This is a genomic window from Acinetobacter sp. S4397-1 (assembly GCF_024129285.1).
GTDB classification, from domain to species: domain Bacteria; phylum Pseudomonadota; class Gammaproteobacteria; order Pseudomonadales; family Moraxellaceae; genus Acinetobacter; species Acinetobacter lwoffii_C.
Window position 1 is genome coordinate 1 of sequence record NZ_JAMXXZ010000013.1, and the last position, 18,808, is coordinate 18,808.

Annotated in this window: 12 protein-coding genes; 3 read left to right on the forward strand and 9 right to left on the reverse strand. The window is 45.3% G+C overall.

Annotated elements, in window-relative coordinates:
• The 3 genes from NI467_RS08320 to NI467_RS08330 form a co-directional block, all read left to right on the forward strand.
• Positions 1–232: hypothetical protein (locus NI467_RS08320; RefSeq protein ID WP_253152235.1), on the forward strand; the 232-nt coding region annotated here is incomplete at its 5' end.
• A 54-nt stretch (positions 233–286) separates the two neighbouring features.
• Entirely contained in the window at positions 287–1,462 is a 1,176-nt protein-coding gene (gene prpF / locus NI467_RS08325) for a 2-methylaconitate cis-trans isomerase PrpF (RefSeq protein WP_253152237.1), read from the forward strand.
• A gap of 209 nt (positions 1,463–1,671) precedes the next feature.
• Positions 1,672–5,109, forward strand: a complete 3,438-nt coding sequence (locus tag NI467_RS08330; RefSeq protein WP_253152239.1) for a pyruvate carboxylase — start codon at positions 1,672–1,674, stop codon at positions 5,107–5,109.
• A 184-nt stretch (positions 5,110–5,293) separates the two neighbouring features.
• Here the strand turns inward: NI467_RS08330 and NI467_RS08335 are convergent, their stop codons facing one another.
• The 9 genes from NI467_RS08335 to purD form a co-directional block, all read right to left on the reverse strand.
• Positions 5,294–7,303, reverse strand: coding sequence for a triacylglycerol lipase (locus NI467_RS08335; protein ID WP_253152241.1), 2,010 nt, complete (start codon positions 7,301–7,303; stop codon positions 5,294–5,296).
• Positions 7,304–7,423: 120 nt separating this feature from the next.
• Complete coding sequence (locus tag NI467_RS08340; RefSeq protein WP_253152250.1) at positions 7,424–8,356, reverse strand: ABUW_2363 family tetratricopeptide repeat lipoprotein; 933 nt, start codon at positions 8,354–8,356, stop codon at positions 7,424–7,426.
• A 119-nt stretch (positions 8,357–8,475) separates the two neighbouring features.
• Positions 8,476–9,282 carry a serine O-acetyltransferase gene (gene cysE, locus NI467_RS08345; protein ID WP_253152252.1) on the reverse strand — a complete coding sequence of 269 codons (807 nt, stop codon included), beginning with the start codon at positions 9,280–9,282 and terminating at the stop codon, positions 8,476–8,478.
• On the reverse strand, positions 9,282–10,130 hold the full coding sequence (locus NI467_RS08350; protein WP_253152254.1) for an RNA methyltransferase: 849 nt from the start codon (positions 10,128–10,130) through the stop codon (positions 9,282–9,284). Before NI467_RS08350 ends, cysE begins: the two co-directional genes overlap by 1 nt.
• A gap of 33 nt (positions 10,131–10,163) precedes the next feature.
• On the reverse strand, positions 10,164–13,736 hold the full coding sequence (dnaE, locus tag NI467_RS08355; protein ID WP_253152256.1) for a DNA polymerase III subunit alpha: 3,573 nt from the start codon (positions 13,734–13,736) through the stop codon (positions 10,164–10,166).
• 298 nt (positions 13,737–14,034) lie between these two features.
• A complete protein-coding gene (locus tag NI467_RS08360) occupies positions 14,035–14,730 on the reverse strand; it encodes a methionine ABC transporter permease (RefSeq protein WP_151205134.1) in 696 nt (231 codons plus the stop codon).
• Positions 14,727–15,752 (reverse strand): methionine ABC transporter ATP-binding protein, encoded by a 1,026-nt coding sequence (locus NI467_RS08365; RefSeq protein ID WP_151205135.1) that lies wholly within the window; start codon positions 15,750–15,752, stop codon positions 14,727–14,729. Before NI467_RS08365 ends, NI467_RS08360 begins: the two co-directional genes overlap by 4 nt.
• A 71-nt stretch (positions 15,753–15,823) precedes the next feature.
• Positions 15,824–16,699: a MetQ/NlpA family ABC transporter substrate-binding protein gene (locus NI467_RS08370; protein WP_253152257.1), complete on the reverse strand. Its 876-nt coding sequence runs from the start codon at positions 16,697–16,699 to the stop codon at positions 15,824–15,826.
• Positions 16,700–17,459: 760 nt separating this feature from the next.
• Positions 17,460–18,743: a phosphoribosylamine--glycine ligase gene (purD, locus tag NI467_RS08375; RefSeq protein WP_151205137.1), complete on the reverse strand. Its 1,284-nt coding sequence runs from the start codon at positions 18,741–18,743 to the stop codon at positions 17,460–17,462.
• Between the last annotated feature and the right edge of the window lie 65 nt (positions 18,744–18,808).

Here is an 18,808-nt window from a genome sequence, read left to right on the forward strand (position 1 = left end):
TCGTAAAACCCTGAAGCTGGACGGGACGGAGCTGTATAGCGTGATGGGGAATATTGCGCCGCGTTCTGACCTGACTTTGGTGATTGAGCGTGCAACTGAAGATGGCAAGAATCAGATTATTGAAGTCCCGGTGACCTGTCGTCTGGATACTGAGGAAGAGGTGTCTGTCTATGAAGCCGGTGGGGTGTTGCAGCGCTTTGCACAAGATTTTTTAGCAGCAAAAGCAGCCTGATGAATCAAACAGCCTAGAGCTATTCATGGGTCAAATAATTTTGAGGATGCTTAAATGGATCATAAGCCACAACTAAAAATTCCAGCCACTTATATGCGTGGTGGAACCAGTAAAGGTGTATTTTTTAAGCTGGATGATTTGCCGGAACAAGCCCAGCTTGAAGGCGCAATAAGAGATCAACTCTTACTGCGCATAATGGGAAGCCCGGATCCTTATGGTAAACAAATTGACGGTATGGGCGGTGCAACATCGAGTACCAGCAAAACTGTCATTCTTTCTAAAAGCACTCAAGCAGAGCATGATGTCGATTATCTGTTTGGCCAGGTGTCTATAGATCAGCCTTTTGTAGACTGGAGTGGAAACTGCGGTAATTTAACCGCTGCGGTGGGGTCTTTTGCCATTTCGAATGGTCTGGTTGAGGCATCCCGTATTCCAGAGAATGGGATTTGTACTGTTCGAATCTGGCAGAAAAATATTCAAAAGACGATTATTGCACATGTGCCGGTTAGCAATGGCCAGGTTCAGGAAACGGGAGACTTTAAGCTGGATGGAGTAACTTTTCCGGCAGCTGAGGTGCAAATTGAATTTTTAGACCCGGCTGATGGAGAAGGCGACGATATGTTTCCTACAGGGAATGTGGTTGACCAGCTCGATGTTCCGGATATTGGCAGTTTTCAAGTAACCTTTATCAATGCTGGCATTCCCACTATTTTCTTAAATGCCAAAGATTTAGGCTACCACGGCACCGAATTACAAGATCATATTAATAGTAATGCCACGGCACTGGCACGTTTTGAAAAAATTCGTGCCCATGGCGCTGTCAAAATGGGCTTGATTAAAGATATTTCGGAAGCCGCCACCCGCCAGCATATCCCTAAAATTGCTTTTATTTCTGAACCAAAAAACTATACGACTTCAAGTGGTAAGCAGGTGTTAGAGGATGAGATTGATTTGCTGGTACGTGCTTTGTCGATGGGTAAACTGCATCATGCCATGATGGGCACTGCTGCAGTTGCGATTGGAGCAGCTGCTTGTATTCCCGGTACTCTAGTCAATTTGGCTGCCGGAGGCGGTGAACGCCATGCCGTCCGTTTTGGTCATCCCTCTGGCACATTACGCGTTGGCGCTCAAGCGAAGCAGCATCATGGTACATGGGTGATTGAAAAGGCCATCATGAGCCGAAGTGCGCGTGTGTTAATGGAAGGAAATATTCGCATTCCACCGCTATAAGTAGCGTTAACACCATTCAATATTCAATAGCTGGTTTTTTAAATAAGCTAAACCGACCTATTGGCTGTATCAGATCAATAGTTGCAGGCTTATTTATCGTTTAGCTGCTCTTGAATAATCGGTAGGAGAAAACCTGAAAATTCAAATTTCACCTTTTTGTCTTCAGCAAAATTTGAATCACTCAGGTATTAACAAATGCGTGAAGGAACATGAAACAAATTAATAAGATATTGGTTGCAAACCGTGGTGAAATTGCCATTCGTGTCATGCGTGCGGCAGCAGAGATGGGAATTCGTACCGTTGCAATTTATGCAGAAGAAGATAAATTTGCCCTACATCGCTTTAAATCAGATGAAGCTTATCGTGTAGGCGCAGGAAAAAAACCCATCGCAGCTTATCTGGATATTGAAGATATTATCCGTATTGCACTGGAGGCCGGAGTCGATGCCATTCATCCTGGATATGGCTTCTTGTCTGAAAATCCTGAATTTGCTGAAGCCTGTAACCAAGCCGGAATTCGTTTTATCGGTCCTAAACCGCAAGTGATGCGTCAATTGGGTAATAAGGTGATGGCGCGCAATGTGGCAATTATTGCGGGTGTTCCTGTGATACCGGCAACCAAGGCCTTACCTGAAGGGCTGGAAGACTGTCAACGGCTTGCTGCCGAGGTGGGTTATCCGCTGATGCTCAAAGCCAGCTGGGGCGGAGGAGGCCGCGGCATGCGGGTGGTTGAACAGGAAAGCGAGCTGGAAGAGGCGATTTTGGTTGCACGGCGTGAAGCCAGATCGGCATTTGGTAATGATGAAGTATATCTAGAAAAACTGATTCGTCAGGCACGGCATGTGGAAGTACAGATTTTAGGAGATACGCATGGTAATATCGTCCATCTGTTTGAACGTGATTGTACGGTACAGCGACGTAACCAAAAGGTCGTTGAGCGGGCGCCTGCACCTTATCTGTCTACTGAGCAAAGGAACAAACTGTGTGAAGCCGCTTTAAGGCTGGCTCGTGCTGTCGATTATACCCATGCTGGGACAGTTGAGTTTTTAATGGATGCTGAAACGGAGGCTTTCTACTTTATTGAAGTCAATCCGCGTATTCAGGTCGAACATACGGTTACTGAAGAAATTACTGGTATTGATATCGTCAAAGCACAAATCAAGGTGACTGAAGGCGCTAAAGTCGGAGATGGCAACAGCTTTATTCCATCTCAGCAACAAATCAGGTTATTAGGTCATGCGCTACAATGCCGCCTAACGACTGAAGACCCTAAAAATGGATTTATGCCGGACTATGGACGCCTGACAGCATTTCGTAGCGCCACCGGTTTTGGGGTGCGTGTAGATAGCGGGACCGCTTATACAGGTGCGGTGATTACTCCCTATTACGATTCTTTGCTGGCCAAAGTGACAGTGCGTGGGGCGAGTAGTGATGAGGCCAATGCACGAATGCTACGCGCATTACGGGAGTTCCGTATCCGCGGCGTGTCTAATAATCTGGCATTTTTAGAAAATGTCATAATGCATCCTTTATTCACTCAAGGCACATGTACCACCCAGTTTATTGATACCACACCTGACTTATTCCAGTTCAAACCGAAACAGGACCGTGCCACTAAGTTGCTGGAATTTTTAGGCGATGTGACGGTAAATGGACAGCCGGAGCTAAAAGGCCGCTCACTTCCTGCTGCATTTCCGGCGCCCGCGCAGTTACCGGCATTTCACCTGAATCAGACAATTCCAACCGGAACCCGAGACCAATTTAAATTACTCGGTGCAGAAGGCTTTTCTGAATGGATGTTGAATCAAAAGCGTGTGCTGGTAACAGATACCACCATGCGTGATGCTCACCAGTCCCTGTTTGCAACCCGTATGCGTACGGCAGACATGCTGGTAATTGCACCGTATTATTCGCAGATGGCCAGCGAGCTGTTTTCGCTAGAATGTTGGGGCGGGGCAACCTTCGATGTGTCGATGCGTTTTTTAAAAGAAGATCCGTGGGAACGTCTGGCTCGACTACGTGAAGCTGTGCCGAACATTCTATTTCAAATGCTGCTACGTTCATCGAATGCAGTGGGCTATACCAACTATCCGGATAATGTGGTTCGCCACTTTATTGCACAGGCAGCACAAGGCGGTATCGACCTGTTCCGGGTATTCGATTCGCTGAATGCAGTCGACAATATGCGGGTGGCCATGGATGCGGTAAGAGAGTCCGGTATGCTATGTGAAGCCGCGATCTGTTATACCAGTGATATTTTTGACCACAACCGCCGATATAACCTCAACTACTATGTTGAGATGGCAAAGCAATTGCAAAAGGCAGGGGCTAACATCCTGGCTATCAAAGATATGGCCGGTATATGCAAACCAGCCGCAGCACGTGAGCTGATCAAGGCATTGAAGGAAGAAACCGGATTACCGATTCATTTTCATACCCATGACACCAGTGGCATTGCTGCAGCCAGTGTTTTATCTGCCATTGATGCGGGTGTAGATGCGGTTGATACCGCCATGGATGCCATGAGCGGCCTGACTTCACAGCCCGGCATGGGATCGCTTGTTGCCGCACTAAAAAATACTGATCGGGATACTGGACTCAATCAAAACAACCTGCAACAACTTTCCACTTACTGGGAAGGCGTGCGTCATATCTATGCACCCTTTGAAGCAGATATGCGAGCCGGTACAGCCGATGTCTATCATCATGAAATGCCGGGTGGTCAGTATACCAATCTGCGTGAACAGGCGCGTTCGCTGGGCATTGAAGAACGCTGGTCGGAAGTTTCGGATGCCTATGCACAAGTTAACTTGCTGTTTGGTGACATTATTAAAGTTACCCCAACTTCTAAAGTGGTCGGGGATATGGCTTTGTATATGGTGTCCAACAATCTCAAGCCTGAAGACATTCATAATCCGGAGCTTGAGATTAATTTCCCTGAATCCGTAGTTTCACTGTTTAAAGGGGAACTAGGGACACCGGCATCCGGTTTTCCGCAAGCATTACAGCATAAGGTCTTAAAAGGTACAGCGCCTTTAAGTGATCGTCCGGGTGCTGTTATGCCCTCTGTTCATCTGGAGAGTGAAAAAGTCAGGCTTGAAAATCTCTTTGGTCAGGTGATCACCGAACAGGAACTGGCATCCTATCTCATGTATCCGAAAGTCTTTAGCGACTTTATGCAGCACAAACAGAAATATAGGACGACTTCAAGCATTCCCTCTTCAGCCTTCTTTTATGGCTTGAAAGAGCAGACTCCGGTTGAAATAGAAATTGAACGTGGTAAAACACTTGAAATTAAACTGTTGGGACGGTCGGAAGCGAAAGAGGGAATCATTGATCTGTTTGTGGAGCTGAACGGACAATTGCGTCTGATTCAGGTGAGACAGGCGAATCAGAAAGAAACCAGCGCTCATCCACAAGCAGACCAGTTGAACCCGAAACATATCGGTGCTTCGATGTCGGGGATGATCAGTACGGTTCCTGTAAAGTCCGGTCAGTCTGTGAAAAAAGGCGATACATTATTTACCATTGAAGCTATGAAAATGGAGCTTGCGATTAAGGCTGAACAAGATTGTCAGATTGAGCAAGTTTTAATGAACCCTGGTAAACAGGTGAGAAATATGGATTTAGTCCTGGTGGTCCATTAAAAAGCCAAAAGTATAGGGGAATCAGCTATCCCCCTATACTCCCTCTCTTTCATACATCGTTTTGCCCAAGCCCACATGATCAACTTTATAGTTTGGTTGAAGCTCAAACCAGATTTATCATTCTATTAGGTGAATATTAACCCAAAAAAGAGCCGCCTATAGGCAGCTCTTTTAATTCAACCGATCATTGATCAGGATGGTACAGACCTAAATCGACCAGATGTAATCTGAGCAGTCGGCGTAGCTCAAGCACTGCTTCCGGAGTCTCCTGAATCGAATGGCCGCCCTTGATCGTTTTACTGGAAGCCGCCCCTTCAAGATAGGCACTTTGATAAGACACAATACCATCAGACATGTGATTCACATCCTCACTGTCCGTTGTATTACCGATGATGGAGTGAAATTTAAAACCCGGAGGAGGTTGAATGCCTTTGGTCAGAGTCATAAATCTTGAATTTTCACTCAAATCGCTAGGCCCATTCTGAATCAGCTCATGGCCCATTTCATGGACAAAATCACTTAAACCAACTTCACCTTGGACTGTATCAGCAAAAGCCCCTAGAAAAGCACTTGGAATACGGATAATCTTACGGGCCAGCTTGGTATGCCAACGGTCTGCATATTCGGTTCCTTCATGCGGGGTCGCCAAGAAAATGGCACGACTGAAATTTGGAATAGGCCGCATTTCTAAACGTGCTTTAAATAGAGGATTATTGCGGAACCTGATCAGCTGAGTGTTTTTCACAGTGTTAAATGTAGACTGACTGATATCTGCCTGGCTGACCAATAAGCGGGAAATAACACCGCCCATACTATGTCCGACCAGCACCGCTTCCTTCTTGGCGGGTGCATGATTGTTGAGACGGGAAAAACTTTGCTGGAGCAGGGCATAAATCTGGTAACGACTTTCCAGAATTGGCATATTGGTGGAGTAAAACACCTGCCAGACCTGAAAGTTTTCTCTTAAAACCGGATCACCCATAATGTCGTTAGTCAGACGAATCCAGGCTTCCGGACTGCTGGCCAAGCCATGAATTAAGACCAGGACTTTCTTGTTGGGATTATAAGGCTCCAGCATATACAGATGCGGCATCATCAGATTGTCATCACGATCAATCAGCGTCAGATAGGCCATACGCCCGAGATTGTTTTCCGCCAGCCAGAGACCGTAAGGAGCAGAAAAATTTGCAGCTAAAGCATACTCTTTGTTTGCGACCTTAATTTTTTCATATTTATAAGGATCATAAAGATTCAAGTTAAAATGAGAGCTATTTAAAATCTGCTCAACAGAATGGGCGAATTGCGGAATAGCAGTAATGGTTGTCGCCAGATAGCGTGCCGAATGAATGTTCGGGTTAAAACCATTGCGGTATTGATGTTTTAGCGGATCAGCCAGATACTTTTTGTCTTCTTGCGAGGTTTTTTCTTCCGGCAAGACTGCGAGAAATTCGGAACCGAAACCATCACGACGGGTAATCGAACGTAAGCCGGAAAAGTTCATGTTATAGGTGGACATCAACTTTTCGATCGACTGATTTTTCAGCTGTGGGAAGTTGTCCAGATTAAGGGTATAGACACTCTTGCCCACCTGCAGGCGCTGACCGGCTTCTTTGCTTTCATGCCGCTCGGCATAAATATGAATCAGATGTGCAATTGCGAGGTTATAAAAATCCCGGATCTGGACCTGCCGGTTATCAAAAATCCGTTCCTGTGGTGCACGCTCGGTCTGAAATAGGTAGGCATAGCTGTAGCGAATGCTTTTATCCAGCATCAGTAATTGCTGTTCCTGACATTGTTGCTGGTTCTGCTTGTGGAGTTGCTGTTTCTCTTCAGAACGGGTTTTCGCCAGGGCACTGGTGGTACATTCTGCCGATTTGCCAAGTTGCAAAGATTTAGCCAGATACAATTCACTCGAAGTAGAAAGTAATTGCTCATCCAGAATCTGCGGGATTTTTTTCAGCTCTGCCACACATTCGTCAGGTTGATCCATACAGATTTGTGCCTCTCGTCCGGTCATGGACAAAACATTCAGACTGGCTTCACTGAGTTTATCTCGGGTCAGAATACTGTCACGCTCATTGCTAATCGAGACATTAATTGCCAGCTCCTTAACACTGACGACCTGACAGCCACTGAGTAGGCTACTCATGACCAGGGTGCACAGCAGAAGCTTTTTAGTTATTTTTTTATGCATACCGTTTGCAGACTCATTTAAATTCTTGAAACCATAATATTCTGTATTCTACTGATTTTTCCATAAAAATAGACTGCCGTAGCAGTCTATTTTTATGAGGGGTTTAAAAGAACAAGCCAATCATTGCGTCTTGGCAGCTGGTGCAGGCGTTGCGGTTTGCATCACTTGCCAAACGTTCCAGCGGCCGTTTTTCTCCACCTCCATGATCAGGCGGTCTGCCACTTCAGCTTCTTGCGGATATTTGATTTTGTAATTTTTCAACGTTTGGATCGCGTTTTTCTTCTGCTCCAGAGCAATATAATTATTTGCTGCCGACAGATAGGCTTCCTGCACACCAGCCTTCATGGCCTTGTCCAGATATGGAATTGCTTCACGGTGACCACCCCCTTCAGACAAGCCAAAGCCAAACCAGAAATTCACTTCAGGATCATCCTGATTCAGGCGAAGAATGCGCTGTGCATAGGTCAGGGATTTCGTGGTATAGACAGAACCCAGATCCAGGTTACGCGCCATCACACTGGCTTTAAAGGCACGCATCAATACATCGAAAGAGGCATTTTCACGTGCGGCGAGCGTATCCAGATGCTGGGAAACTTCACGTAATTTTGCTTCAAAACCACGACGTTCCTGACGGTCCGTAAAGCGAGGCGGATAATGGCGAGCCTTGCCTTCGACCATTTGCAGAAAATCATCCACCTCTGTAATGTCGATCTCATTGTCCTGTGCAAGAGTGGCATAATGCAGGGAAGAGGCCTTGCTGTCGACTAATGGAATGATCAGCTTATTGACATCTAGCGTGATCTTTTTAGAGGGATCATTCGGGTCGCTCACAACCATTTTGGTCACAGGTTGGACTGCAGCTTTTTGCAGATGGACTTCAAACGGAGGTGGTTCGTTATAGTTGAAAGGATTTAAAGCATAAAATGGTGGTGTAAGTGCTGGTTCTACAAATACAATTGCATCTGTCGCTTTCTGTGCTGGTTTCTGTGACATGGTTGAACATGCAGTTAAAGTCAGGGTTAAGCAAGCAAGCGCCAAGGGCTTAAGAGTCATAATATCCGTCCATTTGTGTTATTTTTTAAAATAGCTGGTTTAAAAATCACATGATCGCCAGTCTATGAAAACTGTTAGAATCATGCAAGTCATTGCATGTTACAAAGTTAAGCGTATGGTCAGGCTTTGGACTGATTGCTTTGTGCTTCACATTCCCGTCGTGCTTCTTCCAGAATTGCAAGCTCTTCCTTGCTCAAAGGTGATTCATCAAGTGGCTTTTTAAATGATGGATCAAGCAAAGACAGGCGGTTGCATAAGTTATTCATGCGTTTTTCATTTTGCTGAATTCGATCCAGCAGTACACGCATTCCTTCCAGAATCGGATCAGACTGCTCTTCAGTGGCAGCATAAGGCAGAAAGCCAATACTCTCTGCATAGTCACGACGGCGACTTTCGCTATCATTTTTTGGTTTGTCTTTGGTAATGAAACGTGCCGGGTTACCGACTGCCGTTGTATTGGCTGGTACCGGCTTGGTCACTACGGCATTAGAACCGACCTTGGCATTTTTACCGACAGTGAAAGGGCCCAGAATTTTTGCTCCGGCCCCCACCACTACACCATCTTCCAGGGTAGGGTGACGTTTCCCTTTATTCCAGGTCGTACCCCCCAGTGTTACCCCATGATAAAGCGTGACATCATCACCAATTTCTGCAGTTTCCCCAATGACCACGCCCATGCCATGATCGATAAAAAAGCGGCGGCCAATTTTTGCCCCCGGATGAATTTCAATTCCGGTGACAAAGCGGCTAAATGAAGACAGGGCACGCGCCGTTCCTTTACAGTCTTTGTTCCACAGTTCATGTGCCATGCGATGCATGATCAGGGCATGAATACCAGGGTAGGTGGTTAAGACTTCGAGTGTATTGCGTGCTGCAGGATCGCGCGCAAAGACAGCTTTTATATCTTCTTTGAGCTGTTTTAGCATTAGTTTTGATCCTCATTCTGTTGTAATGTCTTTGAAGATTTTTTCCAAGTCCCGTTATTTAGAGCCTGAACACGACTAAAAATACCACGAAGTAAATGATATTCCATACGATCTAATTGTATACGTCCAAAAAGGCGACGCAAGCGTAAAGGCAATAATCTCGGATTTTTGGGATCCATAAATTCAATTTCTGCCAACATTTTTTCCAAATGCGGATAGAACTGCTCCATGTGCTCATGTGTCACCAGCGGCTCGTCCCATTGCATTTCAATACCATCAATCACTTGCATGGTGGCTTTAGGATCTTGTGGATGTTCAACCTGTTCCATGGCTGCCATACGAAGCTCATAGCAAATAATTTGAATCGCCTGAGCGACGTTCAAAACACCATAATCCTTATTCACAGGAATGGTTAAGTGATAATTGGCCATCGCCAATTCTTCATTGGTCAGCCCCCGGTCTTCGCGACCGAAGATAATCGCAACCTCATTCTGCTCTTGTGTAACCGCAGTGAGGGCTTTGCTTGCAGCTGGCCGGACATCCAGCAAGGGCCATGGAATGGTGCGGCTGCGTGCGCTGGTACCGAATACAATCTGGCAGTCTTTAATGGCATCTTCAAGGGTTTCTACAATTTCGATCTGCTCGATCAGGTCAGTTGCACCCGCAGCCAGCGCGGCAATATCCGGATGCGGATAGGTTTTCGGTGCCACCAGAACCAGCTTGGACAGGCCCATGGTTTTCATGGCGCGTAAGGCACTGCCAATGTTGGCAGGTAAGGTGGTATTGACCATGACAATACGCACATGGGAGAGATGTGCTGAAACGGTAGCATTGTCAATTTGACTCATGAACTTTCCAATTGTGAATGTTTTTAAATGAAATTATGAATATTGGGCCTGATTTTCCGCCTGATACAGGTCCATAGCATCTTCGATGCTCATATCGGCAGGTGGTGGCGGCACTTCGACAGGCTTGGCTTCTTCATAAGAGACGGCTCTGGCCGCTTTGGACTTAACTTGATATTCAATATGAATGGCCGATTTACCAAAGTAATCACGCAGCTTTATGAGCAGTTCATCCAGCGGCGCAACTTTCCAGTTGAGGCCCAAATGCAGTTCAGTACTGGCATAGTCATAATCCAGATATAAAATCACCGGAATATGCGTGCTCATGTCTACATCCGTATAAAGCTGTAAGATCTGCTGTAAATCACGTGCCAGTGTTTTGCTCTGGTGCTCGGCAGTCAGGGTGATTTTAATACTGTTAGCACGTTTCTGACGGATTTCATTTAAGCTAAAAGCCTTGGTCAAGCGGCCCAGTGGGCGGTCAAAACCTTCACGCTCATAAATTTCGCCTTCAATGACTACCACTTTGTCGACCTGGACAATCTCTTTGAAGCGCTGGAAACGTTCATGGTTGGTAGAAATTTCAATACGTGACGTACCATCATCCAGCGTAACCATCATCCGGTTCGGGAAGTTCGCCACATCTACCACCAGCCCGGCAAACACCGTGGTTACGCCACGGCGTGTGGGGGTCAATTCATTAATTTGTGCAGGCACAAAGGCTTTCAGCTCATTACGGTAGACATCAATCGGATGACCGGTCAGATACAGGCCGAGCGTGTCTTTTTCACCTTTAAGACGGACTTCATCTGACCAGGGTTTGACCGGTTTAGATGGCTTGCGCTGAACTTCTTCAACTTCACCAAACAGGTCCATAATGCCGGTTTCACGGTTTGAACGTGCCTGTTCTGCTGCCTGAACGGCTTGAGGCAGTTGTACCATCAAATCTGCACGTTCAATTCCCAGACAGTCGAGTGCGCCCGCACGGATCAAGGCTTCCAGAGTACGCTTATTGATTTTCTTCAAGTCGATCCGGTGACAGAAATCAAACAGGTCTTTATAAGGGCCTTGCTCGTTACGTGAGTTGATCACCGATTGCATTGCCGCTTCGCCCACGCCTTTAATCGCACCTAGACCATACACAATAGTTTTTTCATCAATGGCGTGGAACTGGTAAATCGACATATTGACTGAAGGTGGTAACACTTCCAGATTGTTTTTACGGCAGTCGTCAATCAGGAAGACCACGTTATCGGTGTTCTGCATTTCCGAGGACATGACTGCTGCCAGAAACTCAGCCGGATAATGGGCTTTTAACCAGGCAGTCTGATAGGCCACCAAAGCATAGGCAGCCGCATGTGATTTGTTAAAACCATAGCCGGCAAACTTTTCCATATAGTCAAAGATATGGTTGGCTGTGGCTTCATCAATATCTTTTTTTGCAGCGCCTTCAATGAAGATTTTACGCTGTTTGACCATTTCTTCAGGCTTTTTCTTACCCATGGCCCGGCGCAGCAAGTCCGCACCGCCCAAGGTATAACCGGCACAGTACTGCGCAGCCTGCATCACCTGTTCTTGATACACCATAATTCCGTAGGTCGGTTCCAGGACACCTTCCAACAGGGGATGCAGATATTCAAAATCGCCACCATGCATCCGGTGAATAAAGTCAGGAATCAGATCCATCGGACCAGGACGGTATAAAGATACAAAGGCAATAATTTCTTCGAACTTACTAGGACGCGCCTCTTTCAGCATCTTTTTCATGCCGACAGATTCAAACTGGAAGACGGCGGTGGTGTTGGCATTAGCAAATACGAGGTAGGCGTCTTTGTCATCTAGCGGGATATAGGCAATATCCAGCGGTTTTTCACTCTGAATGCGTTTATTGATGTTCTTGACCGCATCTTCAATCACGGTCAGGTTACGCAAGCCTAAGAAGTCAAACTTCACCAGACCGGCAGATTCAACATCGTCCTTATCGAACTGTGCCACGCGTCCGGTACCATCAGCATCGCACATGACCGCAGAGAAATCGGTAATCTTGGTCGGTGAAATGACCACACCACCGGCGTGTTTACCGGTATTTCGGGTAATGCCTTCAAGTTTGAGAGCCATTTCCCAGATCTCAGAAGCATCATCATAGTCAGGATTCGAGGGATTGGTCACCAAATCCTTGAGTTGCGGTTCGGCTTCCAGCGACTCTTCCAATGTTAGACCCAACGGTTTGGTTGGAATCAGTTTAGAGATCCGATCTGCCAGACCATAAGATTTGCCTAGTACCCGTGCGACGTCACGAATTGCCCCTTTGGCAGCCATGGTACCGAAGGTTGCAATCTGGGACACCGCGTCACGGCCATAAGTGCGTGCAACATAGTCAATCACCCGGTCACGACCAGTAATACAGAAGTCTACGTCAAAATCGGGCATTGACACACGTTCCGGATTCAGGAAGCGTTCAAACAGCAGCTCATAGCGTAACGGATCCAGGTCGGTAATTTTTAAACTATAGGCCACCAGTGAACCCGCACCTGAACCACGACCCGGGCCTACCGGTACGCCGTTGCTCTTGGACCATTGAATAAAGTCCATGACGATCAGGAAGTAGCCAGGGAAACCCATCGAGTTAATGATGTTGATTTCATATTCAATCCGCTCATCATAAGGCTTACGGATTTCTGCCCAGTGCTCGTCACGCTCTGCAGGCGGATAAAGGAAGTCCAGACGCTCTTCGAGACCTTCTTTAGACAAATGTGCAAAGTAAGTATCAATGGTATGACCTTCAGGGATCGGATAATCCGGCAGAAAGTATTTACCCAGTTGCAAGGTTACATTACAGCGCTTGGCAATATGGTAGGTGTTTTCAATTGCTGCAGGAATATCCGAAAAAAGTTCGGTCATTTCCTCGGCAGATTTAAAGTACTGTTCAGGTGAATAAGTTTTGGGACGGCGGTTATCGCCCAGAACATAGCCATCTGCAATACATACACGCGCTTCATGTGCTTCAAAGTCATTACGGGTCATAAAATGCACATCATTATGTGCCACGACCCCAATATTGTACTTTTTGGCCAGCTTAACCGCCTCAAGAATGAAGTTATCTTCATCTGGACGATTGGTACGGCTAAGTGCTAAATAGACACGATTCCCAAATTTTTCAATCCATTCTTCTAATAGTGGTTCAGCTTTTTGTGGATTGGAGGTAATAAGCATTTTTCCAACATCGGACTGTATGCCGAGCAGGGCAATCATGTCGTCGGACTGCTCCAGAATCCATTTTTTTTGTATGCACGGAATGTCCAGTTGCTGTCCGCGAATAAAGCCTTCGGAGACCAGCTCAGTCAGGTTACGCCAACCTTTATTGGTCATGGCCAGTAAGGTCATACGATGTTCGGCATCATTCAGGCGAATTTCTGAACCTAAAATCGGTTTAATGCCTTTTCCTAGGCATTTTCCATAAAATTTTACTGCTGCATGCAGGTTGGACAAGTCGGTGAGGGCAAGGGCAGGCATTTGCTCTTTCTCAGCAGCTTTGACTAAATCAGGTATACGTACGATGGATTCAGTAATCGAAAATTCTGTATGAATACCAAGATGAACAAAGTGCATAAATGAGTCCCTGCAAAAACCGCTCGATAGTTTAACATGGGATTTATTGTTGCAGTTTGAAATTGATGGGAAATGCTGAACTTTTAATTTAATTGAGCAGCTTATTTTTCTTTAGTCTTGAAAAACGAGCAGCACTGCTGGGTGCACTCATAAAAAACTTTTCTTAGTTTGCTGAAATATTGTTAGATTACCCGCCAACGAGCCATGATCCATATATGAACTGTTAACCGAGCTGAATATGTCCTGCATCGTTATAGAGGAAAAATAAAACCCTCCGAAGAGGGCTGAACTATAATTTTTATCTTAACCGCGACAGCCAGTCACCGATACTTTGAACAATCTGGACCAGAATCAATAAGACAATCACTGTCATGATCACCACAGACGTGTCAAAACGCTGATAACCATAAGAAATAGCTAAATCACCAATACCACCAGCACCAACGGCCCCGGCCATCGCTGTCGCACCAATCAGGCTAATGGTTGCAGTGGTCAGATTGAGAATCAGGGAGCTACGGGCTTCGGGCAGGACAAATTTGAAAATAATCTGCATTGGAGTTGCACCCATCGCCTGTGCAGACTCAATAATGCCTGCATTTACTTCCAGCAACGAGGTTTCAATCAGGCGGCCAATATAAGGCCCGACATAAATGGTTAGCGGTACAATCGCCGCCCAAGTACCAATAGATGTTCCTACAATCCACTTGGTCAGCGGGATGACTGCAATCAGCAGAATAATAAACGGCAAGGAGCGAAGCGCATTCACAATTGGATTTAAACCGTGATAAATCACGCGATTTGGCAGAATGCCGTCCGGACGGGTTAGCAGTAAAATAATGGCTTGAACAAAGCCCCAGATACAGCCAAACAGCATGGCGAAAAATACCATGTGAAAGGTTTCCTGCAAGGCTGTGACGAACTGGTCCATGGACAGGGAGCTTTTCCAGAAAGGTGCAGTCAGCGTCGTCAACCACTGTACAATGAAATCTCTCATGCTTGTATTCCTGCTTGTGATACCTGCACACCTTGATCTTCCAGATATTGCAGGGCAGCGTTAATTTCAGTGCCATCGCCGGAGAGTTGAATAAACATCTGTCCAATCACGGAGCCATTAATTTCGGTCATGTTGGCAAACAGAATATTCAGGTTAATATTGAACTGTCTGATCACCGCTTGAATCACGGTTTCCTGCGCTGAACTGCCGAGAAATTTTAAACAATAAATACTCTGCTGATTCTGATTTTCCAGATTGTTTAAAATATTCACAGGCAAATGCTGCTGTAAAACGGTCTGGATAAAACTTCGGGTGGTTGGATGCTGCGGTTGACTGAAGATCTGCAAGGTAGAGCCGGTTTCAATCACATCACCTTTTTCCATTACGGCCACATAATCACAGATTGATTCAATCACATCCATTTCATGCGTTACCATCACAATCGTGATGCCTTGCTCTTCATTGATTTTTTTCAGGAGTTGTAATACGGATTTGGTGGTTTGTGGATCAAGTGCGGAAGTCGCTTCATCACAGAGTAAAATTTTAGGATGATTGGCAAGGGCGCGTGCAATACCGACACGCTGTTTTTGACCCCCGGAAAGCTCATCAGGATAGGTATTACGCTTATGTTTTAGATCAATAAAATCCAGTAATTCTTCCAGACGTTTTTCACGCTCAGCCTTGTTCCAGCCCAGAAGTTTCATCGGCATTTCAATATTGGCCGCCACGGTTTGGGTTTGCAGTAAATTAAAATGCTGGAAAATCATCCCGATACCTGCACGTTCTTGACGCAATGCTTTCGCATCCAAGGCCGTAAAATCTGTACCATTGATAATAACTTGTCCCGAGCTTGGACGTTCTAGCAGGTTAATCAGGCGAATTAATGTACTCTTGCCTGCGCCACTATATCCAATAATGCCAAAAATACTGCCTGTCGGGATCTGCAGATTGATCTGATTCAGGGCATGCAAGGTTTGACCTTTCAGCTCATACTGTTTGGAAATATTTTTAAATTCAATCATAGTGTCAAAAACTGCATTACCAGCAAAAAACAGGCAAGAAAAGCTTGCCTGTTTTTATATTGGGTAAAATATTACTGAGCTTCGGTCAAATAAGTAACGGGTTTGTTGACCGCGACTTTTGTGCCACCAAAGTGTTCATCAACATAGGCTTGCACAGCAGGAGTATGATACAGTGCGCCCACTTTTTGAAGTGCCGGGTCGTTCTGACGGTCTGCTGCCACCGCTAAAACATTTACATTCATTTTAGTGCTTTGATCAATTGGCTCATAGTAAATCGCATCTTTTAAGACGTTTAAACCGCCTTCCATTGCCAGAGTATTACCTAAAACAATCGCATCTACTTCGTCTTTTACGCGAACTGCAGTCGCCATTTGAATCGGTTTGATGACAATCTGTTTGGCGTTTTCAGTCACATCGGCCGTAGTGCCTTTGACATAGTCAAATTCAGGTTTAAGTTTCACCAGACCGGCAGACTGTAATAGCAGGAGGGCGCGTGACTCATTTGCACCATCATTTGGAATGGCAATGGTGGCACCGGTTTTAAACTCATGCAAGGATTTTACCTTGCTGGAGTAAATCCCCATAGGCTCTAAATAAGTGGTCGCGAGCGGGGCGATTTTTTGTGTATTGGCATCATTATACGCCACCATATAGGCATAGGACTGGAATGCGTTTAGGTCAATTTCTTTATTGGCGACCGCAGTATTCATGGCAACATAGTCGGTAAAATTTTTTACATCCAGCTTGAGACCTGCTTGCTTGGTTTCCGGCAATGTTGCAATGTAGCGCCAGATGTCGGCATCTGAACCGGTAGATGCCAGCGTTACGGTTTGCAGTTCACCGGAGTTTTTAGCTTGAGCAGCATCACTGTCAGGAGCTTGCTGTTTGCTACACGCAGTTAAAGTGAATACAGATGCACTCAATAAGACACCCAGTAACTTTTTCATAAAAAATATCCTAATTTTTTGTTGCCTAAAGTATAAGCACTTTTAAGTCGTATTAAAGCAGCGTTTTATCGCGATCCTGCTTGAAAGTAAATCAGAATACGCACGGTATTTGCCTAAAGCATACATCTAAAGTTTCCAGTATCTACCCGATGAGCATCAAACAATCGTGTACCTTCTTTTGTATTAAAACTGGAGAGAGCCGCCTTTCAATGGTCGCCATCATAACAATAAAGCTATATTCAGAATAGTGAAGTGAAAATGCGATCTTATCTATTTAGTAGAATAAGGATTAGAGGTTTCAACTAAAAAATCAATAAATACAAAGTATTATTTTTATCAAAAATCGGCAGGCGAAGTCATGGTTTAATTTATGATCTTTATAAGATTTTATCCAATCTAAATCATAAAAACGGATATAAGAGGCTTGGAACCACCTGTTTTTATTGTTTTTATCTGCAAAATATATTTTATGTTTATGACGCTGTAGGAAGCATGCTGCTAATAAAGCAATTCTATAGGTGGTGTGAAAATATATTTAAGAAATGCTGGAGGCGTAAACGTCGACAGTGATCAAATTTTTTAACTGTATAGACTAGACGCCAGTTTTTGTCATCAACGCTTTGGATCAAAGGTGGAAGAGGGAGGACTGATAAAATTTATAGTGATAAAAATATAAAAAATAATGCACAAAATCCAAATCTGGAACGATAAAAAGCCCTATATAAAATAGGGCTTTTACAATTAACGATTCTGGAAAATATTAAGTATTTTCACGCGCAATCGCACGGTAGCCAATATCCTTACGGTATTGAACACCGTCAAAAGTGACTTTTTCACACAGTTCCAAAGCTTTGGCTTGTGCTTCACCGATGGTATTGCCCAGTGCAGTTACACAAAGTACACGGCCACCAGCTGTCACAATTTCACCTTTCTCATTGGCTTTAGTACCTGCATGGAAGACTTTGGCATCGGCCATTTCAGTGTCTAGGCCTGAAATCACATCACCATTGCTTGAAGTTTCCGGGTAGCCACGTGACGCAAGTACGATACCGACAGTTTTACGCTCATCCCAGTCAGCTTCTGCTGGCAGCTTGCCTGCAAGACCTGCTTCCACCAGTTCCACCAAAGAAGATTTTAAGCGCATCATGATTGGCTGGGTTTCAGGGTCACCAAAACGGCAGTTGAATTCAATCACTTTAGGTTGGCCTTGCTCGTCAATCATCAGACCCGCATACAGGAAGCCTGTGTACGCATGTCCATCCGCTTTCATACCATCAACGGTTGGGCGCATGACTTCTTTCATGGTTTTTTCGAAAACGTCAGCTGTCACCACTGGCGCAGGAGAGTAAGCGCCCATACCGCCCGTGTTGGGACCCTGGTCACCTTCAAAAATGCGTTTGTGATCTTGTGAGGTTGCCATTGGCAGGATGTTGTCACCATCAATCATACAAATGAAAGAGGCTTCTTCACCCGCAAGGAATTCTTCAATAACTACACGTGAACCGGCATCACCAAACTTGTTGCCTGCCAGCATGTCATCAATTGCAGCAAATGCTTCTTCGTTGCTCATCGCCACGATTACGCCTTTACCGGCTGCCAAGCCATCTGCCTTGATCACAATTGGCGCACCATTTTTTTCAACAAAGGCTTTGGCAGCATCGACTTCTGTAAATACGTCATAGAAAGCAGTTGGAATGTTGTGGCGTTTTAAGAAGTGCTTCGCAAATGCTTTAGAGCCTTCAAGCTGTGCTGCAAACTGCGTTGGACCCCAGATTTTAAGATCAGCAGCGCGGCACGCATCTACGACACCATTCACAAGTGGTGCTTCTGGACCCACGATAATCAGATCAACCGCATTATTTTTAGCAAAGTCGATAATTGCAGCATTGTCTAAAATGTTTAATGCAACATTTTCGCATTTTGATTCGGTTGCAGTCCCGGCATTACCTGGCGCAACAAAAACTTTAGCAACTTTTTTATCTTGTGCGATTTTCCATGCTAAAGCATGTTCACGACCGCCGTTACCCAAAACTAAAATATTCATCGGTTCATACTCCATGAATCGAAAATGACATAAAGCCCTCAACTTAAAAAGGAGAGGACTTTATG